Source organism: Neosynechococcus sphagnicola sy1 (genome assembly GCF_000775285.1).
GTDB classification, from domain to species: Bacteria; Cyanobacteriota; Cyanobacteriia; order Neosynechococcales; family Neosynechococcaceae; genus Neosynechococcus; species Neosynechococcus sphagnicola.
Genome location: NZ_JJML01000057.1, coordinates 1 through 24,609 on the forward strand (window position 1 = coordinate 1; position 24,609 = coordinate 24,609).

The 24,609-nt window shown below is 53.6% G+C and carries 25 protein-coding genes, 1 other RNA gene and 3 pseudogenes; 6 read left to right on the forward strand and 23 right to left on the reverse strand.

Translation table 11 applies throughout. The features are described 5' to 3' along the window. Positions 1-165: 165 nt before the first annotated feature. From DO97_RS22555 to DO97_RS26980, 13 genes are all read right to left on the reverse strand, one after another. Positions 166-525: a cellulase family glycosylhydrolase gene (locus DO97_RS22555; protein WP_204368740.1), complete on the reverse strand. Its 360-nt coding sequence runs from the start codon at positions 523-525 to the stop codon at positions 166-168. A 19-nt stretch (positions 526-544) separates the two neighbouring features. Beyond that, complete coding sequence (locus tag DO97_RS24120; RefSeq protein ID WP_156120647.1) at positions 545-769, reverse strand: hypothetical protein; 225 nt, start codon at positions 767-769, stop codon at positions 545-547. Between the two features lie 108 nt (positions 770-877). After that, a complete protein-coding gene (locus tag DO97_RS17855; protein WP_036536086.1) occupies positions 878-2,017 on the reverse strand; it encodes a hypothetical protein in 1,140 nt (379 codons plus the stop codon). Positions 2,018-2,026: 9 nt separating this feature from the next. Continuing rightward, positions 2,027-2,860, reverse strand: a complete 834-nt coding sequence (locus DO97_RS17860) for an N-acetylneuraminate synthase family protein (RefSeq protein WP_052128919.1) — start codon at positions 2,858-2,860, stop codon at positions 2,027-2,029. A 21-nt stretch (positions 2,861-2,881) separates the two neighbouring features. Next, positions 2,882-3,577 carry a glycosyltransferase family 2 protein gene (locus DO97_RS21480; RefSeq protein ID WP_052128920.1) on the reverse strand — a complete coding sequence of 232 codons (696 nt, stop codon included), beginning with the start codon at positions 3,575-3,577 and terminating at the stop codon, positions 2,882-2,884. Further along, entirely contained in the window at positions 3,574-4,194 is a 621-nt protein-coding gene (locus DO97_RS21485) for a class I SAM-dependent methyltransferase (RefSeq protein WP_052128921.1), read from the reverse strand. The genes DO97_RS21480 and DO97_RS21485 overlap by 4 nt, the downstream gene beginning before the upstream one ends. A gap of 1 nt (position 4,195) precedes the next feature. Then, positions 4,196-4,345 carry a hypothetical protein gene (locus DO97_RS25455; RefSeq protein WP_204368741.1) on the reverse strand — a complete coding sequence of 50 codons (150 nt, stop codon included), beginning with the start codon at positions 4,343-4,345 and terminating at the stop codon, positions 4,196-4,198. Further along, entirely contained in the window at positions 4,338-5,108 is a 771-nt protein-coding gene (locus tag DO97_RS17875; protein WP_204368743.1) for an NAD-dependent epimerase/dehydratase family protein, read from the reverse strand. The genes DO97_RS25455 and DO97_RS17875 overlap by 8 nt, the downstream gene beginning before the upstream one ends. Before the next feature lie 83 nt (positions 5,109-5,191). After that, positions 5,192-6,229 carry a DegT/DnrJ/EryC1/StrS family aminotransferase gene (locus DO97_RS17880; protein ID WP_052128922.1) on the reverse strand — a complete coding sequence of 346 codons (1,038 nt, stop codon included), beginning with the start codon at positions 6,227-6,229 and terminating at the stop codon, positions 5,192-5,194. A gap of 65 nt (positions 6,230-6,294) precedes the next feature. Beyond that, a complete protein-coding gene (locus DO97_RS17885) occupies positions 6,295-7,209 on the reverse strand; it encodes an NAD-dependent epimerase/dehydratase family protein (protein WP_239651849.1) in 915 nt (304 codons plus the stop codon). After that, positions 7,197-8,510, reverse strand: a complete 1,314-nt coding sequence (locus DO97_RS21490) for an ABC transporter ATP-binding protein (protein ID WP_052128923.1) — start codon at positions 8,508-8,510, stop codon at positions 7,197-7,199. The genes DO97_RS17885 and DO97_RS21490 overlap by 13 nt, the downstream gene beginning before the upstream one ends. Before the next feature lie 48 nt (positions 8,511-8,558). After that, positions 8,559-9,368, reverse strand: coding sequence for an ABC transporter permease (locus DO97_RS17895; protein ID WP_239651850.1), 810 nt, complete (start codon positions 9,366-9,368; stop codon positions 8,559-8,561). Beyond that, positions 9,326-9,472 carry a hypothetical protein gene (locus DO97_RS26980; RefSeq protein WP_239651851.1) on the reverse strand — a complete coding sequence of 49 codons (147 nt, stop codon included), beginning with the start codon at positions 9,470-9,472 and terminating at the stop codon, positions 9,326-9,328. The genes DO97_RS17895 and DO97_RS26980 overlap by 43 nt, the downstream gene beginning before the upstream one ends. Positions 9,473-9,622: 150 nt before the next feature. Between DO97_RS26980 and DO97_RS17900 the strand changes: the two genes are divergently transcribed. The 4 genes from DO97_RS17900 (at position 9,623) to DO97_RS17915 (ending at position 14,026) form a co-directional block, all read left to right on the forward strand. Further along, positions 9,623-11,044, forward strand: coding sequence for an IctB family putative bicarbonate transporter (locus tag DO97_RS17900; protein WP_036536104.1), 1,422 nt, complete (start codon positions 9,623-9,625; stop codon positions 11,042-11,044). A gap of 75 nt (positions 11,045-11,119) precedes the next feature. Continuing rightward, positions 11,120-11,698, forward strand: coding sequence for a hypothetical protein (locus tag DO97_RS17905; protein WP_036536087.1), 579 nt, complete (start codon positions 11,120-11,122; stop codon positions 11,696-11,698). A 97-nt stretch (positions 11,699-11,795) separates the two neighbouring features. Further along, positions 11,796-12,440, forward strand: a complete 645-nt coding sequence (locus tag DO97_RS17910) for a molybdenum cofactor guanylyltransferase (protein ID WP_036536088.1) — start codon at positions 11,796-11,798, stop codon at positions 12,438-12,440. A 110-nt stretch (positions 12,441-12,550) separates the two neighbouring features. Continuing rightward, positions 12,551-14,026, forward strand: coding sequence for an ATP-binding protein (locus DO97_RS17915; RefSeq protein ID WP_239651853.1), 1,476 nt, complete (start codon positions 12,551-12,553; stop codon positions 14,024-14,026). 219 nt (positions 14,027-14,245) lie between these two features. Here the strand turns inward: DO97_RS17915 and rnpB are convergent. The 7 genes and pseudogenes from rnpB to lpxD form a co-directional block, all read right to left on the reverse strand. Further along, positions 14,246-14,624: RNase P RNA component class A (gene rnpB / locus DO97_RS21510), an RNA gene on the reverse strand. Positions 14,625-14,662: 38 nt separating this feature from the next. Further along, positions 14,663-15,451: a DUF4384 domain-containing protein gene (locus tag DO97_RS23370; RefSeq protein ID WP_052128924.1), complete on the reverse strand. Its 789-nt coding sequence runs from the start codon at positions 15,449-15,451 to the stop codon at positions 14,663-14,665. Between the two features lies 1 nt (position 15,452). Further along, positions 15,453-17,015, reverse strand: a complete 1,563-nt coding sequence (locus DO97_RS22560; RefSeq protein WP_204368742.1) for a caspase family protein — start codon at positions 17,013-17,015, stop codon at positions 15,453-15,455. Positions 17,016-17,232: 217 nt separating this feature from the next. Further along, a pseudogene (gene sat / locus DO97_RS17925) lies at positions 17,233-18,403 on the reverse strand (sulfate adenylyltransferase). 340 nt (positions 18,404-18,743) lie between these two features. Continuing rightward, positions 18,744-19,094 carry a DUF1815 family protein gene (locus DO97_RS17930; protein WP_036536089.1) on the reverse strand — a complete coding sequence of 117 codons (351 nt, stop codon included), beginning with the start codon at positions 19,092-19,094 and terminating at the stop codon, positions 18,744-18,746. A gap of 303 nt (positions 19,095-19,397) precedes the next feature. Beyond that, positions 19,398-19,610, reverse strand: coding sequence for a DUF2839 domain-containing protein (locus DO97_RS17935; RefSeq protein WP_036536096.1), 213 nt, complete (start codon positions 19,608-19,610; stop codon positions 19,398-19,400). A gap of 210 nt (positions 19,611-19,820) precedes the next feature. Next, positions 19,821-20,864, reverse strand: a complete 1,044-nt coding sequence (gene lpxD, locus DO97_RS17940) for a UDP-3-O-(3-hydroxymyristoyl)glucosamine N-acyltransferase (RefSeq protein ID WP_036536113.1) — start codon at positions 20,862-20,864, stop codon at positions 19,821-19,823. 203 nt (positions 20,865-21,067) lie between these two features. Here lpxD and hisB point away from each other — a divergent pair, with 203 nt between their 5' ends. Both hisB and DO97_RS17950 read left to right on the forward strand, forming a co-directional pair. After that, positions 21,068-21,724 (forward strand): imidazoleglycerol-phosphate dehydratase HisB, encoded by a 657-nt coding sequence (gene hisB / locus DO97_RS17945; protein ID WP_081980838.1) that lies wholly within the window; start codon positions 21,068-21,070, stop codon positions 21,722-21,724. Between the two features lie 162 nt (positions 21,725-21,886). Next, a complete protein-coding gene (locus DO97_RS17950) occupies positions 21,887-22,537 on the forward strand; it encodes a class I SAM-dependent methyltransferase (RefSeq protein WP_036536116.1) in 651 nt (216 codons plus the stop codon). Positions 22,538-22,585: 48 nt separating this feature from the next. Here the strand turns inward: DO97_RS17950 and DO97_RS17955 are convergent. The 3 genes and pseudogenes from DO97_RS17955 to DO97_RS31450 all read right to left on the reverse strand — a co-directional run. Beyond that, positions 22,586-23,480, reverse strand: a pseudogene (locus DO97_RS17955) (3'(2'),5'-bisphosphate nucleotidase CysQ family protein). 303 nt (positions 23,481-23,783) lie between these two features. Then, positions 23,784-24,035 (reverse strand): hypothetical protein, encoded by a 252-nt coding sequence (locus tag DO97_RS31445; RefSeq protein ID WP_156120648.1) that lies wholly within the window; start codon positions 24,033-24,035, stop codon positions 23,784-23,786. Between the two features lie 80 nt (positions 24,036-24,115). Next, positions 24,116-24,609: pseudogene (locus DO97_RS31450) on the reverse strand (PfkB family carbohydrate kinase); the annotation flags it as partial.

The window sequence follows — 24,609 nt, forward strand, 5'->3', positions numbered from 1 at the left end:
CCCCTTCCACCACAATTAACCACTTAGGATTCACCCCATGGATGGCATTTCCAGCGCGTTCAGCAGCCAGCCTCCAATCGGTGGCTAAGTCATTTGTGCCCCAACTGGCGCGGCCATGGGGGTCTCATTTTTTGAGATCTGCCCCTATGACATTTGGCTGGTTTTTTAATAGCGACTGGCGAGCATTGTCCAAGTGTTAATCCAGTCAGCCTCGGTAAAGCCCCCCATCTCCGTACCAAAGTTCCGGAATGCTGTAGTCACCCAGTCGATGGCTATCGAGTAAATTAATAGCCCCAGTCGGTTACTTTCTTGAATTACTAAGTCCATGACTTGCAACGGCGTTTTCCCCTGCAAGCTTTGGTTACTTCCTAAGCTAAAGTTAACGCTACTGATGGACGGAGAGCGTAAGGCTTGCACTGAAAACGGCAGTCGAATGACGTTATATCCCAGACCTTTAATCTGAGCCAGCATATCTTTGTAGTCTCGTGCCCAGAGGCCATGGGGAACATGGACATCTGTTTCCATGCCAAACCAGTTCACCCCCTTAAGAGGACTGGGGTTCCCTTGGCATCAACGACTTGTGTCCCTTTAGTTGAGAGGGGGGTGGCGATCTGAGGGGGGTGGTTGCAGCGTTGGTAAGAGGGGGAAAATACTCAAATACACTCACCAGTGTGAGGGTGAGGGTAAATAACAGGCTAAAGATGAGTAATTTCTGTCGTGTGAGGGTTCCCAGCCGCATCAATGGCAGCCAGCGGAAGAATTTAGACACTGTTTTTATGAAGTTCCAAGATGATGAGGATTTTTTTTGGCTTCAGATCAACAGGGTTTAACTCCAGAAAAACATAGCATTGAGCTGCAAGTCGTGACCTTTGTCACCCTATGCAGAATGGATCAACTTCAACAGCACGTCGATTACCCTAGTGGTCGCTCCCCGATGTTGAAAGCTAGGGAGATCCGTGGGTGATCCTGAGGGTTTTTGCCGCTGGCAGGCGATTTGTTGGCGACTCAACCAGGTGGATAACGCCGCGATCGAGGTGGCGGCAGGTACAACACCGATGCGGCTGCCAATAAAGTCCTGAGGGTTCAGGGTATCGGGTTGAAAACTGAGGGTGGGCTGGCCACAGAACGCAGACTCGACTAAAAACATCGAGGTCATCCCTACAATCAAATCCGCCGCCAAAATACAGGGTAAGGGCGGTTGATGTTCCAAGATGTGAATCTGCCGCTGACTGGCAGAGAGTGCAGCGCGCACAAATGCTAGGGACTCCTCTGGATGTAATTTATCCACAATCACCCAGGGACGGTGGCTCCGTTGTTCCTCTAGCTCCACGGCTTGTATCAGGCCCTGGAGGGCAGTAATTTCTGTGTAGCCACGATAGTAGGGACTATGGGGAGGGAAATCTCGACTAAAGGCTTCAGAGGCAAATAACACAATGGAACTATTGGTCGGTGACTCACTCAGCCAAGTTTTGCGGAGGGCAGCCGCCTGATCCACAACCGATGCTTTCTGTAATAGCAGGGGTAACTGCTCTAGGTAGGGTTGACCCGTCACAATTAAATGGGTGAGAGGCAGACCTTCCGCGATCGCCTGTTCGTAGGCAATGGCATCCATGAGGGCAATTTGGGTGGGGAGTACCAGTTCCCCAGAGAGGGGATGGGTAAACCGGGTGCGGTAGTTCGACCACATATCGATCAGGGAAACCGTCGGTCGCGGGCGATCGCAGGTTTGATTCACCGCCAGAATTTCCTTATCCAGACTCAGCCCCCAGGCTGTCCCTAACAAGAGGATATCTGGGTTGATGGTCGTGAGGAGTTGACTGAGATCCGACCTCATCCGTGACTCGGCAAGCTCAGACAGGCTCAAAGCCTGATGGGGAATCCCGGCAGACTGCACCACCGACAGGGCCTTGCCACAGGCTAGGGTAACCACCTCAACCTGCCGCGCCCGGAGTTGATGAATCACCGGCGTGAGGGCATTGGCTCCACCAACATCCTGAACTGCTACGAGAACAATCACAGGGATACGCTAAACGGCAGTGGTGGGAGCTGGAACTTTAGGGAAGCGATTGCGGACAAAGGCACGAATCTGGGCTTCATTGGCCGTTGGCTGCTTCTCTGCACCGCCCAGTAAGGTTTCGGTGCTGCGAATTTGCGCCACCAGTTGGGCGAGTTCGGTTGGTGTTACCGACAAAATGTGATCGGTACCCGGTAGGGACTTATCTAACGTCAAGTGCTTTTCAATCACTTCAGCCCCTAGAGCCACTGCCAGCACCGGGGCTAGTAACCCCAGGGTATGGTCAGAGTAGCCCACATGGTGCTGGGGAAAGCTGGCTTTGAGGGTAGAAATTACCGCTAGATTGGCCTCCTCCTCGGGGCAAGGATACTGGGTGGTACATTGCAGAATATAGAGATGGGGAATCCGATCCAGGTGGGCAACGGCTTGTTGAATTTCAGCCAGGGTTGCCAACCCCGTGGAGAGAAACAGCGTCTCCACCCGTCCATTTAAGTAATCTAGTAACCCCCAGTTCAGCATCTCAGAGGAGGCGATTTTAATTTTTCGCAGTCCCAATACTTCAACTAAAAACTGAGCCCGCTCAATACTAAAGGGCGTACTCAGGAACTCAATCCCGGCTGCCTCCGCCAGAGCTTTAAATTGGAAATGGCGGTCATTGGAGAGTTGAACCTGGGTGAACCACTCCCGCTCCGGGTCATCTGCCGCCACGTCAGCACCAAAGTAGGACTGAAACTTGACAATGTCAGCCCCGGCGGCGGCGGCGGCCTGAATCATGGAGGGCACCAGCTGCCAATTGCCAATATGATTTTCGCCAATTTCAGCGATGACGATGGTTTTGCGGTTCACGTTGGAGGTTGCAGGTTCACGTTACGACATTGGTAGTCTACCAAATTGCTCTAGGATCTCCAGCCCCCACTGGTTCGTCAGCTCTGCCCACCCGGCACTGACTCGGCCTAGATCCGCCGTCATGCTGCCCCGGCGAATGGTGTAGTGATAGAGCGGTCGGGGAAGATGCAGCGGTGGGCGACCACTGCGGAGCAGATAGCGGATATATAAATCGTATTCCTCCCAAAACAGCGGCCGATAGCCGCCAATGGCTTGCAGTAAATCCCGGCGCATCAGGGTGCCGGCAGCAATCCAGGTGTAGAGATTGCCGGGATCAAGGGCAATGTACCGTCTCGTTTGGTCTGCTAACATCACCTCGTAGCGATCGCTGATCACGAGATCGGTATCACCTGTTTCCAGGGATGCAGCCATAGATGCCAGAATCTCGGGTGCGATCTGATCATCGGCATCGAGGCGAATCACATAGTCTCCCTGGGCTGCCTCCAGTCCTCGATTACAGGCAGCAGCCAGTCCTAAATTGGTGGCATGGTGGAAATAGCGAAAGTTGGGTTGGGCTTGAAACGGGGCGATCGCCGCCACGGTCTCATCGGTGGATCCATCGTTGACAAAGATGACTTCGTATTGGTCAGGGGGCAAGGTTTGACCATACAAACTGGTCAACGCCTGGGCCACAAAGGGGGCATCGTTATAACAGCAGACAATCACACTGATGTTCATGATGCTGTCGGCTGATGGGCAACGAGGGCAATGTATTTATAATTTGAAAACCGATTGACTTCAATCTCTTGTACCACCTGAAAGGGCAGCATTGGCAGTAAATCGGCGGGGGATTGCATCATTTCATTGCCATACTTCTGTTCTCCCGGTTGGTAAAACTGCTGCACCATCAGATAATGACCACCGGGAATTAACACCCGTTGAATTTCAGCAAATAGCGCTGGGAGCTGTGGGAGAACGTACCAGAGCAGTTCCGCCGACACCACTAGATCAAAACTGGCATCTGGAAAGGGCAGCGGGGGGATAGGGGCGGCGAGGAATTGAATCTCTGGATACCGGGCTTGAGCCGCCGCCACGGCGGTCGGTGAGATATCAATGGCGGTGACAGTAGCCCCGGTTGCCACTTGCAATCGCTGCGTCAACCGGCCTTTACCACAGCCAAGATCGAGGAGCTGGTGATACCGACGACGACTTAATAGCGGTAAAGCGAGATCGTGGGACAAGTAGTCCAGACTATCTTGACCCCAGGGATCAGGACAGTTCTGGTACATGGCTTCAAAGGCCCCAATGAACTGCCCGTCTTTGATTAAGTAGTCATGGTAGTCCGTCGTCGCCATATCAAGATTTCAGCAGATCATCAACCTGTGCCCAGGCTGCCTGACGACTGACCTCTCGGGTGCGGTACCAATCAATATATCGGCGCACTCCTTCTTCAAAGCTGGTGGTGGGCTCCCAACCCAACTCTGTTTTTGCCCGCTGGCTAGACACTTCTTTCCCAGAAAAACTCTCCAGGTCGGGCTTCTACGTATTCAATACTGACATTGCCGAGAATCTTCTGAATGGTCTCCGCAATTTGGCGAATGGAGACTTTATCTGAGCCATCCAGGTTGTAAATCCGATTCCGTCCGGCGGATCGGAGGGACAGGACAATCCCTTCGGCTAGGTCTTCAACATAGACAAACTTGCGGAACTGCATCCCGTCCCCCGCTAGGGTCAGGGGTTGTCCCGTCAGCGCCTTGCGGACAAAAATTGGTAAGACCGCACCATCCCGCGATCGCGGGCCATAGGGAATCCCGAAGCGCAGAATTGTAAAGTCAAGGTCGTAGAGCTTGGAATAGGCTTGACAGTAGTACTCTGAAGCAATTTTGGTGGCGGTATATAGATGGGAGGGGGCGGCAAGGGGGGTGTCTTCATCCACCGCCACGTCCTGGCAATCGCTGTAGACCCAGGTGGTGCTACCGTAAACCACCCGTGCTAATTTCTCTTTGCGAGCCGCTTCCAGGACACAGCTGGTGCCCTGGGTATTGATGGTTTCGGAGTAAAACGGTTCTTCAAATACGTCTTTGACATCCGCAACAGCAGCCAGATGAATCACGGCGGCAGTGCCCTTCATCGCACAACGTAAATCTTCAACACTGAGGATAGTGCCCAGATAATGCTCAATGAATTCATGATAGGGAGATTGGATCTGATCAAAGATTTTGACCTGTACCCCCCGTGCCAGCAGTTTATCGACAACATGGGAGCCAATAAACCCAGACCCCCCCTGTGACCAATACCTTCATCTATCCAGCTTCCCTTTATGCGGTGATCATCAAAAAAATCTAGGTTGAATTACGCCCCAGGGGGCAGGGGTTGCCCTTGGGCTGTGTAGCTTCCCCCGTGGTAGTAAATAGGAACGCACCAATGGTTCTCAGCCACCCAATCGGTGTTGGGCAGATCTACAGCATGCCCCATAATCCGATGGCAGGGCTGATCATATACCTTACCCGTCGAGCGTTCAATGGGCTCAAAAACAATGTATTTGTAATAACCGGATTTCATACCAGCGGGAAGTTGGAGGTGCTGGGGATAAAGGCGATCCAGCTGGCTGGCGTAGGCCTGCTTCCAAGCCACGATTTCGGGCATCCGCTCGGTTTGAACACAGCCGATCGCGGCGGTGAACTCACTGAGGCGATAGTTCAAGCCCTCAATGACATGGTCAAACTTGCCATAGTTCCGGTATTTTTGGGCATAGGCTGCTAACTCAGGATGGCGGGTGACCAACATCCCCCCTTCTCCGGTGGAGATGGTTTTGGTGGCATAGAAAGAGTAGACCCCGGCATCGCCCCAGGATCCCGGTTTTTGCCCGTTCCACTCCGCCCCGTGGGCATGGGCACAGTCTTCTAACAACCAGATTTGATGCGCACGGCAGTACTCGGCAATTTTCTCCACCTCAAAGGCAAGGTGGCCACCGATATGCACCAACCAAGCAGCAGCTGGTTTGTACTGTTCTGCCTTGGCGACAAAATCCTCGTAGGACATACACAGGTCGTGGCGGTTACAATCTACAAACTGCACTTTGCCTCCGGCTTTCACCACCGACAGCGGTGTGGCCATGAAGGTATTGGCGGGGCAGAGTACCGTTTTGTCTCGAATATCTAGATAGTCCAAACAGGCCATGGCCGCCCCCGCCCAACTGGAAAATGCTACGGAGGGTAACCCATTCCATTGCTGCCACAGCTGCTCAAATTGGTGGGTAAAGGCTCCTTCACTCCAGCGATTGGCGTTGAAAATCTCGTCCCACATTTGATGCAGGCGATCGCGATCGCGGGGATCAAAGCCGATAGTAAAACGAGAGAGTTCTGGATTGAGGGCAGCGGCATCAGTCACAGGTCAATGGTTGGGCGGGGTAAGTCTACCTAGCTAGTTTACCCTCTATTCACCTCCCAATGATTTCACGAACAGCTTGAGTCCAGATTCCAGTGACCATTGGGGCTGATAGCCCAAAACAGCTGAGGCTCGAGAGATATCTGCCTGGGACTGGTGAATATCCCCCGTCTCCGGGGGGGAGCATAGTCAATGGACTTCGACCACTGGGGAAATTGAGTTTGGAGCAGCGCCACTACCTCTCCCAGGGAGGCCTGTCGCCCGGTGCCAATGTTGATCACCTGGCAATTGCCAACGGGTAAATCAGTGAGCAGGGCTTGCCGAAAGGCGATCGCCACATCCTTGACGCAGACAAAATCTCGGCTTTGGCTACCATCGCCATAGATGGTAATCGGCAAGTCCTGCTGCATGGCTTGGGCAAAGATGGAGATGACTCCCGAATAGGCAGAATCGGCACTCTGGCGGGGGCCAAAGACATTAAACAACCGCAGCGCTACACAAGAGAGGTTGAATTGGGGGGCAAACAGGACAGCGTACTGCTCACTCCAGTACTTGTGGTAGCCGTAGGGGGAGATCGGTTGGATGGGATGGGATTCGGGGATTGGCACCTGGAGGGGATTGCCATAGACCGCTGCGGAACTGGCAAACACCAACCGGGGAATCTGGAGGGCTTGACAAAGTTGGAGGACAGCGAGGCTGGCAGAGAGATTGTTGTGATGGCACGACAGGGGCTGTGTCCAAGAGGACATCACCGATGCGGTGGCGGCTAAATGCACCAGACCATGAATCGGGGGGGTGAACTCCCTCGGATCGCAGTCCACAATATCCTTGTCCAGCCATTGCAACCTTGGGTCCTGGGGGAGATGGTGGGGATTCCCGGTGCGGCAATCATCAACGACTGTGATTTGATCCCCCTGAGCGAGGAGGTGCTCAATGAGATGGGAGCCAATAAAACCCGCTCCGCCCGTGACTAAGACATGCATGGTTGATCGGGTTGCCACGAGGAACAGCGATCGGTGTGCCAGTTTAATTGGGGCCGAAAATAGGCATCCTTACTAAAGCTGGAAAACTTATCTCGATAGCCAGAAAACTCCACATCAAAATAGAGAACCTGGCGAAAGCTGAGATGTTGGATATTCTGACAAAACAGGCTCACAGACAGATAAAATCGTCGCTCCCCAAAGGAGTGCTGGGGCAAGATGCATTGTGAATGATAAATGCCGGGTTGAAGAATTGCTGGTTGCTCGATGATGTCATCGAACTCACTCTGTAGCAAGACTGTATTCTCGTGATCAACCAGCTTTACCAGCATTTGAAAAGTGGGTGCTGCCTGGAAACATTCAAAGATGATGGACACAATAATATCTTCATCGGAGCGAAAGCAGGTACAGGATTCCCCAGCCTGATTTAACAAGGCAATTTCATGACACTGAAAAAAAACTTTCCCCTGGAATAAATGGCTGCGCGCTTTCTCCTGTAGCGCTTCCCCCTTCGCAACTCCGTTCATCACCACCTGGCGGTCTAGATATTGACCGAGGGCTTCGTTGGTCTCGCCATCCCAGGCTACCTGTCCCCGTTCCAGTAGGAGCGATCGCCCACAGAGACTGCGCACCGCAGCCATATTGTGGCTGACAAACAAAACTGTGCGGCCCTGGGTGGTGACATCCTGCATTTTCCCCAGACACTTGCGCTGAAACTCCGCATCCCCTACGGCCAACACTTCGTCCACAATCAAAATTTCAGGTTCTAAATGGGCGGCCACCGCGAAGGCTAAGCGCACATACATCCCCGAGGAGTAACGTTTTACGGGGGTATCAATAAACTTTTCGATCCCAGCAAAATCGACAATTTCATCAAATTTTCGGTCAATTTCCCACCGTTTCATCCCCATAATTGTGCCATTGAGGTAGACGTTCTCCCGCCCCGTTAATTCCGGGTGAAACCCAGTTCCCACTTCCAGAAGTGAGGCTACCTGACCGCGCATTTCGGCATAGCCAACCGTCGGCTCTGTGATTCTTGACAAGATTTTTAACAGGGTAGACTTTCCGGCTCCATTGCGACCAATAATGCCAACAATTTCACCCTGCTGCACTTCAAAGGAAACCTCTTTTAACGCCCAAATGAGTTCCTCTGGGGTCGGTTCACTCAGGGTTTGTTTCAGATATCGCAGGGGAGAGCCAACCCAATTGATCAGCAATGTTTGCAGATTTTGGGATTGTTTTTGAGCCGTCCCAATACGATAGCGTTTGCCTAGATTTTCGACACGGATGACGGGGGTAGTCATAACTTAAAACGGCTCAGAATTCTCGAAAAACTAACGCTTATTAACCGATCATACGATGTCAATAATATTGCGCTCCGTATGCCGGAAGTAATAAGCCCCAGAGATCAGGGACACCCCCACAAAACTCACAGGCAGGATCAGGGCGACTAGCGGAGGAGCCTTGGTCCCCAACAAGGCCCAGCGAAAGCCCTCAATCACCCCCACCATGGGGTTGAGGCGGTAGAGGAAGTGCCATTGCTCTGGAATCACCTGGATGGAGTAGACCACAGGCGTGGCATACATCCATCCCTGCAACAGGTATCCCAAAAACGTACTGACATCGCGAAAGCGGACAATCAAAGCCGCAAACCACAGCCCGACACTGAGGGCCGTTGCCGTCGCCAGCAGCAAAAACAGGGGCAAGGTCAGCACCCTAGCCGTGGGGGCAATGCGAAAGATCGCCATCAGCCCGATCAAAATGATCATCGAGGCAAAGAAATTCACCAGACCCGACAGCACCCCGACAATCGGCACCACCAATCGGGGGAAATAGACCTTAGAAATTAAGCCTTGCTGATTCACCAAACTTCTAGAAGCGCCACTGGCTCCTTCTGAGAAGAAATTCCACGGCAACAGAGCGGTGTAAATAAAGATCGGATAGGGCAGGCCATCGGAGGGCAAATTGGCCACCACGCCAAAGATCAGGGTGTAGAGCAACATGGTGATCAGGGGATTGATCACGATCCACAGAGGGCCAAGAGCCATCTGACGATAATTACCCTGAATCTGCCGCCAGAGCAACATATAGATCAAATCCCGATAGTCCCATAATTCTGCTAAGTGCAGCGACCCCCAGCCTCGGGATGGCTCAATCCGCAATAGAGGGGGCGACGTTTTTCCGAGGGGTCTCGGGGGGGAGATGATTGCCGATGTTGCAGGGGATTGACAAACCACTGGCGCAGACTGCTAACAAGGCGTTCCATGGAGGGGGATGAAAGATTCAGAGTTGATTTTAACGCCGATGGGGCTGGGGCAACGGAGGAACTTCCTGGACAAGGAGGACTGCCGACGACGGTGAGTGGGTTCGTAGGCTATAATCCCCTTGCTAAATGGACGCAGAGCCGAAAATTTTCATGAACTCCCTGTGGCAAACCCTAACCCTGGCAACCATACCGCTCCATCAGTGGCGTCGTACCAGTTATTTGTATCATCTGGTTGGTTTGTTGCAGCGCTGGCGTCGCAGTAGTTGGTTGATGCAGTGGGGGGATGAGCTAGGGTTTTGCTTGCTGGCGCTGGTTTTTGGGCTGGCTCCCTTCGTCCCCAATGCCCTGATTGGGCTGCTTTTATTTGCCTGTGGGGGCTACTGGGCGTTGTTAACCCTGTCCGATGAGACGGAGTCCCCAACCATTGCTAACCGCAATGGATTGACGCCGATTCACCTGCTGATCTTGCTCTACTGGGGGATCGCAACCGTGGCAACGGCTGTCTCACCGGTGAAAATGGCTGCCTTTGCGGGTTGGTCAAAGTTAACCCTGTATCTGACGGCCTTTGCCCTGATGGCGCGGATATTGCGATCGCCCCGCTGGCGTTCTTACCTGATCACGGTCTACTTGCACATCTCGCTGATCGTCAGCGTCTACGGTATCCGCCAGTGGATTTTTGGAGCCAATGCCCTGGCAACTTGGGTCGATCCGGAATCTCCCTTAGCGAAAACAACTCGGGTCTATAGTTTTTTGGGGAACCCGAATTTACTGGCGGGGTATCTCTTACCTGCGATCGCTCTCAGTGTGGCGGCAATTTTTGCCTGGCGCGGATGGATGCCAAAGCTGCTGGCAGGGGTGATGGCCGGGATCAATACCGCCTGTCTGGTGCTGACCTTCAGCCGGGGGGGGTGGATTGGCCTCGTGATCTCCATGTTTGTGCTCTTTGTGCTGCTGATGTATTGGTGGAGCATTCGCTGGCCGCAGCCCTGGCGATCGCTGGCCATTCCCACCCTGCTGGGCGGACTGGCCGTGTTTGTGTTCTTGGCCGTGATGCTGGTCGATCCCCTGCGCGATCGCGTCTTCAGCATCTTTGCCGGACGGGGTGACAGCAGCAATAACTTTCGGCTCAATGTCTGGGCAGCGGTGATTGAAATGATCCGCGATCGCCCGATTTTAGGAATTGGCCCTGGGAATACGGCCTTTAATAAAATCTATCCGCTGTTTCAACGCCCCCGGTTTAATGCCCTCAGTGCCTACTGCATTTTGCTAGAAATCTCTGTCGAAACCGGGTTTGTGGGTCTCTGTGCCTTTCTGTGGTTGTTGACGGTAATCTTTAACCAGGGGTGGGTGCAACTGCAACGCTTGCGCCAATTGGGAAGTCGTGAGGGCTTTTGGTTAATGGCGGCGATCGCCACCATGGCCGGGATGCTGGGTCATGGCCTTGTGGATACGGTCTGGTATCGCCCGGAAGTCAGCACCCTCTGGTGGTTGATGGTGGCGATCATTGCCAGCTACTACACCGTACCCCCCCGACCCGAGTCGCTGGCGATGCCAGCTGCGTTGGCAAGCTAGCTCCCCTAACTGCTTGCCGAGTGGGCAGTATGGTTTTAAAGCACGATCACGGTTGACGTTAAGGAGACTTGCCCTGTGAGTACAACTGCCAAATATCATTCCTTACTGGCAAAGCCATTGGAATCCGAATTCCTGCCCCTTGCCAACCCCTTTGAGGATCGATGGGAGGAGTTGTTAGCAAGCATCAGCTATTGCCCCGATGAGAATGAAGAAGCAATGATGATATTTGAAAGGTGCCTGGATCAATGTACGGTCAGTGACTGGGTTGCGAAGCGGTCGGGTAGTATCCGACGGCTGTTTTCAAGTGGGATGCCTCCGTTTGCCAAGGTAACAAACCATCCCCAACCCTATATTGATGTCTGGCACTTGCTCCAAGCAACCCTCGGGGCTACCACCACCCGAACCACACCACTGCCCTGGTGGATGGAATTAGCCTATCCGCCCCAGGATTATTTTGTAGCGCTGACCTCCCCTCCAGCCCTTGATGCCCTTGCGACGACTCTCGTCAAGCTCGATGCGATCGCGGTGGCTGTACCAATCCTGAATGCAATTGAGTGCGAGGACTATGCTGATGACCTAGAGGCCTTGGGACAGTTTTTGATTCAACAAGCTGGGCAGGGCAACTGGATTGTAGCCTGGGAAGCTGGAAGCTGAATGACTAGCGATGGTTGGCATTGGGCTGCTAGAAGCTGATGGTTGATAGACTTCGAGCATTGGGTGATTCACTCAGTGAGCAGGAGGTGAGGATTTCATGGTTCAACTCCAGGCTCTGATTCTAGCGGGGGGGCAAAGTTCCCGCATGGGCGAAGATAAAGCCTTGCTCCCCATCCAGGGGCAACCTTTACTCCAGCGCATTTGCCAGGTCGCCCTCCAATGTACCTCGGAAGTGGCGGTGATCACCCCTTGGCCGAATCGCTATCATGCCATTCTGCCGCCAACCTGTGAAGTCATTCTCGAAACGCCGCTGGTTGCAACCTTCTCTCCCCAGGGGCCGCTGGTCGCCTTGGCTCAAGGACTGGTGCATCTCCAGCGCTGCCAAAGCCCTGCCGATTGGGTGTTGCTCCTGGCCTGTGATTTGCCCAATTTGTCTGCTGCGGCGCTACAGGCATGGGCAGCAACACTGGCAACCACTTCCCCTCCAGCGATCGCCTGTCTACCGAGACAGTACCAGCGCTGGGAACCCCTGTGTGGCTTCTACCGCCCCCACTGCCTCCCGAATTTACAAGCGTTTATTACCCAGGGGGGACGCTCCTTTCAGCGCTGGCTGGCACAGCAACCTGTGGAGGCATTACCCTGGGGTGATGATCAAAGTCCGCTCTCCGAGCATCGCCGCCTCTTATTTAACTGCAACACCCCCGAAGACTGGCAGTTGATCCAGTCCGTAGACCTGACTTGACTCGAGAGAGATTGCTGATTCTGGCTTTGACTACAAAAGGTTGCTGATTCCGGCAAAATCTTGGCAGACCCGTTACAGTGCAGACAGCCCTGCACCCGATGACAGTGATCATGTCTCTCTATGAGCTTGCCCTTACGGCTGTTCTGCCCCCGACTCCCCTCCAACTCAGTCCGGCCACTCTTAGATCCCTGACCAATGGGCTGATTGATCTGTTGGTGAACGAAAATTTAGCCGCCACTCTGTGGGTAAAGCTCCCCAAGGGAGAGGTCTGGCAGGCAGATCTCCAACGCTATTGTGCACGGCAAGATATTCCCCAAACCGTCTATCTATTCCATCAAGATCGAGATCAAGCAATCACTACCCTACAGGGAATTGGAGCCAGGGAAGCCCATTGCTACGGGATTGTGCTCCCCAACGACAGTCTCCTGAAGCGAGAATATTTTCTCTTGGTGCGATCGCCCCAGTTCTCAGCCTTTGTGATTGCCCATCGCCCCCGCTCCATGCAATCTCCTAAACCGGAGGAGCCTTTTAGTCTGAGTCCAGAAACTGGGGAAGATGGGGAACGGAAACAGCCCTTGCTGGTAGTCTCTTCCCTCAACCCCCAGACAGTACAGCAGATCCTAGACCACTTCCAACAGCGGCTTTTAGCGTTGAGTCCTCTGCCAACGGTGATCACGGCTAGGGGAGATACGATCCCCATTGAGGTATTGCTAGGGGGGCAATCCTCCCCGACAACAGACTTTGTAGGTACAACTGCGGTGCTGGATCACCTGTGGGCTACCCAAATCAAACGACAGGAGGAAGTTTGGCATCGAGCAGCTACCTATCGCAGGCAAGCGGAGGCCGCCGAGACGCTCCATCTGCAAAATGAATCCCTGCTAAGTGCCATCCGCCTCAAAGATGAATTTTTGAATAATGTCGGTCAGGAGTTGCGGACCCCCCTGACCAATATGAAGACAGCCTTGACCCTGCTGAGTTCTTCCCATCTCAAGCCAGCGCAACGGCAGCGCTACACGGAACTCCTGCAACAGGAGTGCGATCGCCAAAGTTCTCTGATTACCAGCCTGCTGGATTTAGTCCAACTGCATCAAGTGTCCGATCTGACGACGCTCCAGCCCCTCAACCTGATTGATATTGTGCCAGGTGTGGTCAGTACTTACCAACCCTTGGCTCAAGAAAAAGGAATCATGTTGGCCTATACAATTCCCCCTAATTTGCCAACCGTTGCCTGTCTCAGTCCTTGGCTGAAACAAATTGTGATTAACTTGCTGCATAACTGTATTAAATTTACAGAGAAAGAAGGGCAGGTATGGGTACAGGCCAAACAGCAGGGAGATTATATTCAGTTAGAATTCCGGGACAGTGGCATTGGCATTCCAGGGGCGGAGATTCCTAAAATCTTTGATCGTTTCTATCGCGTCCGCCAGCCCAACGGTGAAGAGCGGGCGGGTTCGGGTCTGGGCTTAACGATTGTGCAGCAAATTCTCTGGCGCTGTGGTGGCTCTGTTTCGGTCAAGAGCAAGTTGGGTGAAGGATCGACGTTTAATGTCTTACTGCCCATCTATCACCCCGTAGGTCTGGAGTAATTTGCTACGTTAAGCAACAACCGTCAACCTCTGAGCAGCCTAGCCATCATGAACCCTCAACCCAGACTTAAAAACGACCTACCTCTCGTCAGAAGCCTACCGTCAAATGTTGGTGCGGGATGGAGAGCAACGGTTTAGCGAGTGGCATACAAAATTCCTGAACTATCAAAAAGCGTTTCTAGAGCAGATGCGACAATTGCGTCCCCATTCCTGAAACCAGGAGAGAGTCAGACATAAGCCGGGTTCTGTTCTGTCAGTTGGGGTCAACCAACAGGGCGGTTATCTATCTGGGACGCCTGTTACCAGTCGCCTCTAGCGGTTTCGATCGCGGAACCGGGAAAAAGACCAACCCAGGTTCCATCAGCCTTGCTCCCAACCGGGGTTTACCGAGCCAGCACCTCTCGATGCTGCTGGTGCGCTCTTACCACACCCTTGCACCCTTACCTGTGAGCCAGAAATAGCTCCATCGGCGGTATGTTTCTGTGGCACTATCCTCACAGTCACCTGCACTGGGCGTTACCCAGCAAGTCTGGTCTTTCGGGAGCCCGGACTTTCCTCAGGTTGGCTATCTGCCACCTGCAACCACCTCGCTGACTCTCTTCCCCAGTTTAATCTGCTGGGGCTTGCGATCGCGGACTAAACCACCTGATAGACAAAATTAAAACTAGCCCAGGCATTCACATCGAGACTATAGGGTTCCTCTGTCCCACTGGGGTTACTCTTAGCATTGCTGGCAACCTCCAGGATCGGGAGCAGGGGCAAGCTGGCTTGGTGCAGATCTTGGCAGGTAGCTTGGGCAATTTCTAAGGGATGTAACAGCGGAGTGCCATGCATCTGGATCTCTCCTTGGGACAGCAATGCGGCGGTGAGGGTGTGGGTCAAAGGCGTGTGACTACAGATTAGTTGAAGCTCTCGCAGTCCCGTGGGGCCGCGGATCACCCAGGCAAGATCTGGGCTCGGTTGGGGGAAGATCAAGGTGGTTCCCGGAGCCACAACCGGTTGATTGAATCGGATCTGACCCTCCGGGAGATCGAGGCCATTTCCACGGGCAACGGAGTAAAGGGCAATAGAACCCGTCAGACTGTTGATGTCAAACAGGAGCAGATAAATCGGGCGATCGCCATAGTTCTGCACCCGATATTGCACATGGCTGCCAACGGGTAAGGTTAATAGCTCCGACATTGAGGTATTAGGAGCACTGACTTTTCCAAGGTTGGCCTTAGGAAGGGGGGCATTGGCGGCCTGGTCGGGCAGCGGCCAAGGAGATCGGAGGGTCGCCTGCTCGACGAGAATCCGGGATTGGGGAGCCACCATCTCTAGGGTGACTTTCACGCCCAGTCGTGAAGAGCTACCGTTGGTCAGAAGCCGCAGGAGCTTAGCTGCTAAAAGGGTTTGCAACTGGGGCACCAAGCGACGGGCTGCCACCTTAATGGCTTCTCCCTTCTCCCCCCAGGGTACTGGGAATGGCTCCCTGTCCCGGAGAGAACAGCCCATAGCCACTTTGAGGCAAGGAAAGATCACTCAAGACCGTACTGGCGATCGCCGTGGCGGGCAAGGCAGCCACTTGGAGTTGGAGCGTCGTTGGATCTTGGCCGCGCCCGAAGCGATAGTCTGCGGGCTGATCGGCACTCACCAAGGACGTGACGTAAGGGATGCTGGCAAAGGCACTCGTGGCATCTACCCGTTCAATCCGCTCTAGGCTGCTGTCCAGGGCGATCGCCAACCCCAGGTGGCGAGGTAGCATCCGCACCGACTCCTGCACCCATTGCCCAACTTGCAACCGGGGAGCATCCCCGGTTCCAGCATTTACCAGCTTGATTCGGGCACTCAACCCCTCCCGCGCCCGAACCTGGGCTTGGAGCAGGGTTAGCGGTACGGGCATTTCCACCGAGTTGTCTCGGGTGACCACGGTCAACAGCGAATTGATCCCGTAACAGTCCACCACGGTCATCGGTAAGCCCGCCAGCCATGCCTGACCAGCTTGACCGTTATCTTCAACACTGGTCACCACACCCTCCGCCCCTGCGGATGCAGACCCTAAATAGTCAGCCAGCAGTAATGGATCTCGGCCCTTGCTCCCAGACAGTTGGGGTTGCTGATCGGTTCCTACCCAAGGGGCAACCGTCGAGATCGTTCGCTGGAAAATAAATTTCAACGTGGTAGCCGGAGTCGTTTGCCAGAGCTGTTGAGTGAGAGCATAGGTAAACACGCCCGCACTGAAGCCATTCCACTCTGCTTCAAAGGCTTTAGCGCCAGCAGGGTTGGGAGCAGTGGCCATTCCTGCCCCCAGTGAATCGGAGACAGTGGCTCCATGGAAAATTACCCCCGGCAGGGGTCTCAACTGCCTTGTACCCATCCCCTGGGTGCGGCCAAGGGGCAATCGCGACACCAATTGTTCTTGAAATCTAATTTCAGCCGCACTGACCCAACCCACGTCAGGCGCTGGATGGGATCTCACCTGGAGATTTCCCTCAGGTAAGGCTCCTGCATAGAGATAACTTGTGTCTAAAACTACGGTGACTAGATCCGTAGGCAGCGATCGCACCCATAGCCCCAGGGTTGATTCCAGTAGCGTATTAGCCTGTAACCCTTCCTCAGTCAACAAGAGACCGTCAATCGGAACTAGGCTATTTTGCCCTCCTTCCGCACTAGGAGCAAGAGCCGGAATAGGAGCATCAAGGCCAGGGACACCGGAACTGCCAGCCCCAGGATTGACCCGTGTACGATTCCCATAGCCACTGAAATGAAAAACTACGACATCACCAGGACGACTTTGGTCGAGCAGGTGGGATAGCAATGCCGATTCAATATTCTGGTGGGTTGCTTGATGATCCGTCAGGGTGAGAATATCACCGGGTTGAAAGCCAAAGCGATGCACCAGTAACTCGCGTTGCAGCTCGACATCCGTGAGACAGCCATTCAGGGCGGAATGAACCGTCTCACCGTGGGCATCCAAAACTCCCGGATACTGATTAATCCCTACTAGCAAGGCTAACTTGCGGGGGTGGGTTGAGCTAAGACTCGTTGGTATCGTTCTCCCCCGATGCCCCAACTTCCTACCCCGAGGGCAGTCAGCGTCAAACCTGTCTGTTGTAAAAAAAACCGCCGCTTCATCATCAGTTAGCAAGTTGCAGTGGTTAAACCGGACGACTCATTTGATGCCACACACCCTGGGGGAGATGTTGAGATCATTTATGCGGTCTCGTTTAGCTCTCATTCATCACGTGCATGGCTCGGGCTAACTCCGATGCAACTTCCGGTCGAGAGAACTCACGGGGGGGGAAGTTCACCACGCCGCAACATCTCACGCACTTTGGTACCAGAGAGGTGAATCCGCTCTTCCGGCAAGCTGGGACTAGTTTTTGTGGTGGCCATGGACTGGGTGCGCGTGCAGTAGAAGGCATGCTCAAATTTCAAGGGTTGGATACCCAAAGCACCGGAGTCAAACTCATCAAAAATGTGCTGAGCATCATAGGTACCGTAGTAATCCCCTACCCCCGCATGATCTCGCCCCACAATAAAATGGGTACAACCATAGTTCTTACGCACCAAGGCATGGAAAATCGCCTCTCGGGGGCCAGCATAGCGCATGGCCGCTGGATTAATGGCCAGAATGACCCGATCTTTCGGGAAGTAGTGCTCCAGCATGACTTCATAGCAGCGCATCCGCACATCTGCTGCGATATCATCTCCCTTGGTGACTCCCACGAGGGGATGCAGAAATAACCCATCGACAATTTCCAGGGCACATTTTTGAATGTATTCATGGGCGCGATGAATCGGGTTTCGGGTTTGAAACCCCACAATGGTTTTCCAGCCTCGCTCCGCAAATAGATCCCGGGCATCCGCTGGGTCGATCTGATAGGCTGGGAACAGCGGATGGGAATCCCGGTGCAACAACCAAATTGGCCCTGCGAGATTGACCGTTCCCTGGTGATAGACCACCTGTACGCCTGGATGCTTGGGATCATTCGTGCGATAGACATTAATCGCCTCATGGGTGGCATCGTAGGTATATTTCTGGGTTAACTCCAGCACCCCCACAAATTGCCCCTGGGGATTGTCTAAGCGGATGAGACTATCAACTTTCAGGGAGGCAGCGAGTTCCGCTGTGACGGGGAGGGTGATCGGCACTGACCAAGGGAGACCATTGACCAAATGCATCTGATCCACCACACTCCGGTAATCAGATTCCTCCATAAAGCCCAACAGGGGACTGTAGCCCCCAATGGCAATCATTTCCAGATCAGATACACTACGCTCACTGAGTTGGAGACGAGGTAACGCCTCAGCCTTCTCAAAAAAAACTTGACGCTGCTCAGACGTGGCAATACGGTTAATTAATTGACCACCGTGGGGGGGCAATGCTATGGGAATAGTGACTCAAGGTAGTGCCTGCTTCCTGCTAACAACTAGAGATCAAGAGCGATGCCAGAGCTACCACGCTGAACGCTATCGAGGCCGATAGCATTGAAATTAAAAAATATTTACCGCCTGATTCAGCGCGCAGGTAGCACCCATCAATACTTCTAGTTTCTGGAGACTAAATCCAGAAACGACTCTAGTCTACCGCAAAGGTAAACTAGGCTGAGTTGGGAAAGCAGGGGTTGTAGGAACTCCTAAGCCATCAGTGGGAAACCGCAACACCCCCCCTGAGCTAGCCCATAGACTGACTCAATGAAGCTCAAAATTCTCAGGGAGTCAATCGCTACATCCCTTAGCAGTAGCTCTCTGAAGCCAGGGGAGGATAATGCTCAACGGGCTTAATTTGATACTTCACCAAGTTTTCTAGTTCGTGCAGCTGATTGATAGCCTCTGCTCCTTCTAGCTTCATCAGCTCTCGGTCGTCCCGCATCTCTGTCCAGGTAATCCCGTAGTCCGATACCAAGAACCGGATGAGATGGTTGTCGCCCAGGCTCACCATAAAAGAGGCACTGTTCATTTGGCCTCCACAGGTATAACAAGAGGCCAGATATCCGCGACGCTCTAACACAATCGCCAATGCCTGAAGATTCATTACCAGATCTTGGACGAATTGACGGTGTTGCTCTGCAAGTCTTAGGAACATAGTTACCTCTTTTCACCACACCTAACGCTAATCTTAAACCTTTTTATTTTCTTTAAGGTTTTCTCAGCGTGAAGTGAGTAACTGAGTGAACAATAAATGGTCATACCCAGTAGGTTACCCAAATAACCTGAGAAATAAACTATGAATCTCCTCTGGGCACCAGCGTAGCTGGCGAAAAAAGAAAATGAAGTATCAGGAACAACATTTAATGACTTCAGGAGTCGCCTGTTGTTCCCTAGGGATTAGCTTCAGCATCGGGGCTGGGAATTCCAGTTCAGTCAGTAGCGGCAGGCCAGGGGGTTGCTAGTTGACCTGCCACCACCCTAATCCTGGGCCGATCAATCGCACCACCGCCCACCAAACGACGAGGAAGCCGATGCCGTACCAGGCTCCCCGCGTACTCCACTTCACAAATTGTTCTGTCTGAGTTTTTGTGATGGGTAGCCAGGGAAGAATCGATGATTCTTTGCCATACTGTTCGCCCAAGAACTCTTTTCGCCGCTTTGATTCACCCATGGCTGAAGCTGCTAAGTCTGAATGAAATGCTGCTGATTTTAACCTCTATGATAACCTCTGCCGGCAACGGATCAAGGCAGGGGTCGTCATACCCGGCGAGGAGTTTCGCTCCAAAGTAACGCTAGACCACTCCCCATCGCTACTTGGCTGCCTCCATGGTTGGGGTAATGCTCTATGGCTGATGCTTGAGGGTCGGGACGTTGCCAGGAGTTACTCTGTCAGGTCGAGATGCCGCTGAATCCGCCGTAAAGATTGGTAAATTTCAGGGAGTCGGTTAAAGATGGCAACACTCTTAAGCCAGAGCTTGTTGGGAATGCCGGGGTATCCCGAAATCACTGCCCCCGGCTCAACATCACTATGAATGCCTGTTTTGGCAGAGGCGATCGCCCCCTTGCCTACCCGTACCTGATTAGAAATGCCCACCTGTCCGGCGAGAATTACCCGATCTCCGACGATGACACCCCCTGCTAAACCCACTTGGGCCGCCAAGGCACAATTCTCTCCAATCTGGCAGCCATGACCAATGTGAACCAGGTTATCGAGTTTGGTTTGGTGAGCAATGCGGGTTCTCCCCACGGCTGGCCGATCAATTGTCGAGTTACAGCCGACTTCTACCCCTGCTTCTAAGACGACATAGCCTGATTGGGGCATCTTGAACCAGCCCTCGGGTATGGGGACAAAGCCAAATCCCTCCGCCCCAATTACAGCACCACTCTGGATCACACAGTCGGCTCCGATGCGAGTCCGTTCATGAATCACACAGTTGGCATGGAGTATCGTGCGATCGCCAATCTGCGCCGCTGGATAGATCACAACATTGGGGTGAATACAAACGTGGGCACCAATCTGTACCCCAGCTGCAATCACCACATGGGCACCAATGGCAACGGCCTCGCCGATTACGGCACTGGGATCAATTACAGCGGTGGAATGAATTCCTGGGATCGGTTGATAGGGCTGGTAAAACTGAGCGATCGCCTGGGCAAAGACCAGCCGAGGATTGACGGCGGTCATCCAGGCAATGCCTCGATCCGTTGCCTGGGTTTGCAGGACTGGGTTGGGGGGCAAAATTAAGGCCGCTGCTGCTGTGGTTTGCACCTGAGCGGCAAACTTTTCCCCTTCGATGTAACTCAGGGTGCCAGGGGTGGCCTCCTCAATGGCGGCCACTCCTAGCAGATCAGGATCAATGGCACTGCTGCACAACAAACTATGGGACTCAACAGCCAGTCTCTGAACCAGTTCGCTAAATTTCATCGGGCGATCGCGCCTACCTTCGCCATTGAGCATCGCTAGTTTAGCAAGTTTAGTCCCTGGCTTCCCTGGGATGATTCGTCCCCATGTTTTCTTGGTTCCAGGTCTGTGTCTCAGTCATGGCGGATCTTTTTCTGTAAGTCCTGCATGATCGGGGGAGGTGAGACGCAGAATAATAGATCTAGTGATTTACCTTGAATAATTCCATGCCAACCGGCGATAACACCAGCCCTGACGTATCGGTTCTCCCTCTGAATACCCCACGACTCCCCTCCCCTCGCACCGCCACGGTTCGTCGCCAAACCGGTGAGACGGAGGTGCAGGTGACCTTGCATCTGGATGGGCAGGGTCAATGTACAGCCCAGACTGGGATTCCGTTTCTAGATCATATGCTGCACCAAATTTCCTCCCACGGATTAATCGATATATCGGTGCAAGCGACGGGAGATTGGGACATTGATGACCACCACACCAATGAGGATGTTGGCATCACCCTGGGGCAGGCTTTGGGGAAAGCCTTGGGCGATCGCGCCGGGATTGTCCGATTTGGGCATTTTGTTGCCCCCCTAGATGAAGCCTTGGTGCAAGTGACCCTCGATTTTTCCGGGCGGCCACACCTGAGCTATGGTCTGGAGATTCCGACCCAACGGGTCGGTACCTACGACACCCAGCTGGTGCGGGAGTTCTTTGTTGCCGTGGTCAACCACAGCCAGATGACCCTGCATATCCGCCAATTGGATGGTATCAACTCCCATCATATTATTGAAGCCACCTTCAAAGCCTTTGCCCGTGCTCTGCGGATGGCCATGGAAATCGACCCTCGCCGTGCCCACACCATTCCCAGTTCCAAAGGGGTTTTGTAGGAGGGCTGGAGCAATCCCAGCGAGTGTTCTCGTCAGGTAGTTGCAGATATTTGCCGATCGTGCCTATCCTGGGAGGCTAGCTCACACGCTATTTCCCAAACTTTTTTGGCGATGGCTAAAGTAGGGGTGAATCCTCCCATACTAATGCAGACCGATCCTGCCATGCCTCTAAAGCCTCACCAGCGCACGAAGTTGGATGATACCGACGATGCGCTGTTTTACCAGTCGCCCCGGTTTGTTACCCATGTCGATGATGGGTTTATTCAGCAACTAACCGACCTGTACCGGGAATACTTGCAACCGGGAATGCGAGTGCTGGATCTGATGAGTAGCTGGGTGTCTCACCTACCGGAGGACCTCACCTTTGCCGATGTGGTGGGTCAGGGGATGAATGGGGAGGAGTTGTCACGCAATCCCCGTTTGGAGCACTATTTTGTCCAAGATTTGAATCAGACTCTCCAACTGCCGTTGGCGGATCAGAGCTTTGATGCGGTCCTCAACAGCGTGTCGGTGCAGTATTTGCAATATCCTGAAGCCATCTTTACGGAAATCCATCGGATTCTCAAACCCGGTGGGGTGGCGATTGTCAGTTTTTCCCACCGGATGTTTTTTCAGAAGGCGATTCAATCCTGGCGGGAGGGTTCAGAAGCTAGTCGGCTCGAGTTGGTCAAGGACTACTTCCAATCAGTGCCGGGGTTTAGCGCCCCCACCGCGATCGCCCGTCCGGCTGCTCCTAGTCTGTTGCCGTGGTTGGGCATCTACAGTGGCGATCCCTTCTATGCTGTGATTGCCCAACGCATGGGAAACAGTTGAGGCATCCCTCAACTGTAAAGGAATGGTTCCAGGCTTGATCCCAGCCCCCTAGCCATCAATCACCGCTAGACTGGCGATCGCTTCAGCACATAGTGTTGCATGGCAATGGCCATTGCTCGCCATCAACCCCCCCCGACTGATTCACATCTCCCTGGCTATATTTCAGGGGACTGCCATCAAAGTGGGTAAACTGCCCCCCCGCTTCCGTCAAGATTAATTCCGGAGCCGCCATATCCCAGTCCTTCGGGGCAGACTTACCGGAGAGGGAAATATAGACATCGGCGCGTTGATCGACAATGGCGGCAATTTTGCAGCCGACACTGCCAACATAGAGCTGATGCTGGCAGGGCAATTCCTGGAGGAGTTGGTTGAACCGTTGATCTCGGTGGGTGCGGCTGACAACCAGGGTCAAATCCTGGGGGCGATCGCGATCAGACACTTGGAGGCGGGTGCGGATGCCCTCGGGGGTGTCTACAAACGCGCCGCCCCCCAACCTAGCAGCATACAATCTCTCTGCTTCCGGACAGGCCACAACCGAGAGAACTGGACGCCCCTGATGGACGAGGGCAATGTGAACGGCATATTCCCCGGTGCGATCAATAAAATCACGGGTGCCATCCAAAGGGTCAACAATCCACACCCAGGGACGGTTCATCCACTCAGAGGTTGGTTGGGTTTTGTAGGTTTCTTCACTCAGGTAGGCAAAGTCTTGGGTGCCTAAGTCTGACTGCAACTGGCTGAGAATGAAGTGGTTGACCGCAATGTCCGCAGCTGTCACCGGGCCATCTTGCTGTTCATCCACCGCCAAATCTCCCCGCTTGGGTTCCCCTCGATAGTAGGAGCGGAGAATATTGGCCGCTTCCCAGCCAATGGGACGGGCGATCGCTAAAATTTCGTCCAAGCGATCGTAAATAGCATCACGACTGGATAGGAGACTGGTCACGTTAGAATTCCTCAAGATTAGATAGGGAGGGGGACTGCACGACGGTAAGCCAGTAGTTACGGCAACTCCAAATCAGTACCGTGCCAACTGCAATATAAACCAGTCCGCGTCATTCAAAACCCACGCCTGCCAGCCACAGTCCCACCCCCAAGGCGATCATGGCCAGCATCAGGGTCATGGTTTTAGTACCGAAGCTCTGCAACACCCTTTTGTAGGGATGGGGGGCATGGCATGACATTACGGCTGGGCACTCAATCCTTAACGTGGCCAGAGAGTGGAACCAGCGACTTCCCCTACCCATGCTCAGAAGTATCGGTTGTTGGCGTAGTAAAGGCTGTAATAGAGGGAGGGATCAACCCGCTCAGTGATTGGAGGATAGAGGACGGCACGATCCAAGGACTGTTCCAACCCATCCTCATCCTCCATCTCCTCTGCGGTCGGCCTATGGGGGGATTGGGGGAAAATAAGGGGGAGAGGCATTGTCAATTGTTGGCACAGACGAGACAACCAAGACGTGGGGGAAGGGATGGTGTTGTGCGTCGTTTCGGTAGACATGATGCTGGCTCCTGAACTTGATGAATTTAGTTTAGAGATGGCATGTGTCAACCCTGGGTCAGTGATTTGACAGCGTGTTGTCACAAGTCTGCTGGTGTTCCGGGAACAGGAGATTGCATCCACTGGCGCGTCCCAAAGAACTGGCAGGAATCGGCAGCAACCCTGGCAGCTGCCGCTAAGGCGGCGATAAAGTCCCTCTGCAAAATGTAATGACAGAACGCACCATGAAAAATATACCCCCGCTCCTAGGGTATCCACAGGGGTGATGGCCGGCACCGCCACGTTGCCATGAGCGCCCCGCTGTTGGTACTGAATGGGTTGTTCCCCATGGGTAATGGCAATGTGGGGAATGCCGAGGGTAGTTAAGTAGGCAAATACGGCACGGGTATCTGCACAGCCGGGAGGCACAAAATCTTCAGAGCAGATGGCATAGTCCACAGCAGCTAGCAACGGTTCACACCCTGGTTTCCAACTACCGCCATCCAGCACCACCGGAATTCCCTGGGCTTTTGCCTGCTGGGCGATCGCCACTCCCACGGCCATTTGATGCCCATCCACCAACACCACATCAACC

Excerpts from the sequence above, each read along its gene's own strand:
- DO97_RS22555 (WP_204368740.1), bottom strand. The coding sequence starts at position 525 with ATGGAAACAGATGTCCATGTTCCCCATGGCCTCTGGGCACGAGACTAC.
- DO97_RS17910 (WP_036536088.1), top strand. The coding sequence starts at position 11,796 with ATGGTTCAACTCCAGGCTCTGATTCTAGCGGGGGGGCAAAGTTCCCGC.
- DO97_RS21480 (WP_052128920.1), bottom strand. The coding sequence starts at position 3,577 with ATGAACATCAGTGTGATTGTCTGCTGTTATAACGATGCCCCCTTTGTG.
- DO97_RS17935 (WP_036536096.1), bottom strand. The coding sequence starts at position 19,610 with ATGGGTGAATCAAAGCGGCGAAAAGAGTTCTTGGGCGAACAGTATGGC.
- DO97_RS31445 (WP_156120648.1), bottom strand. The coding sequence starts at position 24,035 with ATGTCTACCGAAACGACGCACAACACCATCCCTTCCCCCACGTCTTGG.
- DO97_RS26980 (WP_239651851.1), bottom strand. The coding sequence starts at position 9,472 with ATGGAACGCCTTGTTAGCAGTCTGCGCCAGTGGTTTGTCAATCCCCTG.
- DO97_RS17950 (WP_036536116.1), top strand. The coding sequence starts at position 21,887 with ATGCCTCTAAAGCCTCACCAGCGCACGAAGTTGGATGATACCGACGAT.
- DO97_RS21485 (WP_052128921.1), bottom strand. The coding sequence starts at position 4,194 with ATGGCGACGACGGACTACCATGACTACTTAATCAAAGACGGGCAGTTC.
- lpxD (WP_036536113.1), bottom strand. The coding sequence starts at position 20,864 with ATGAAATTTAGCGAACTGGTTCAGAGACTGGCTGTTGAGTCCCATAGT.
- DO97_RS17915 (WP_239651853.1), top strand. The coding sequence starts at position 12,551 with ATGTCTCTCTATGAGCTTGCCCTTACGGCTGTTCTGCCCCCGACTCCC.
- DO97_RS17900 (WP_036536104.1), top strand. The coding sequence starts at position 9,623 with ATGAACTCCCTGTGGCAAACCCTAACCCTGGCAACCATACCGCTCCAT.
- DO97_RS17885 (WP_239651849.1), bottom strand. The coding sequence starts at position 7,209 with ATGCATGTCTTAGTCACGGGCGGAGCGGGTTTTATTGGCTCCCATCTC.
- DO97_RS21490 (WP_052128923.1), bottom strand. The coding sequence starts at position 8,510 with ATGACTACCCCCGTCATCCGTGTCGAAAATCTAGGCAAACGCTATCGT.
- DO97_RS17930 (WP_036536089.1), bottom strand. The coding sequence starts at position 19,094 with ATGTTCCTAAGACTTGCAGAGCAACACCGTCAATTCGTCCAAGATCTG.
- hisB (WP_081980838.1), top strand. The coding sequence starts at position 21,068 with ATGCCAACCGGCGATAACACCAGCCCTGACGTATCGGTTCTCCCTCTG.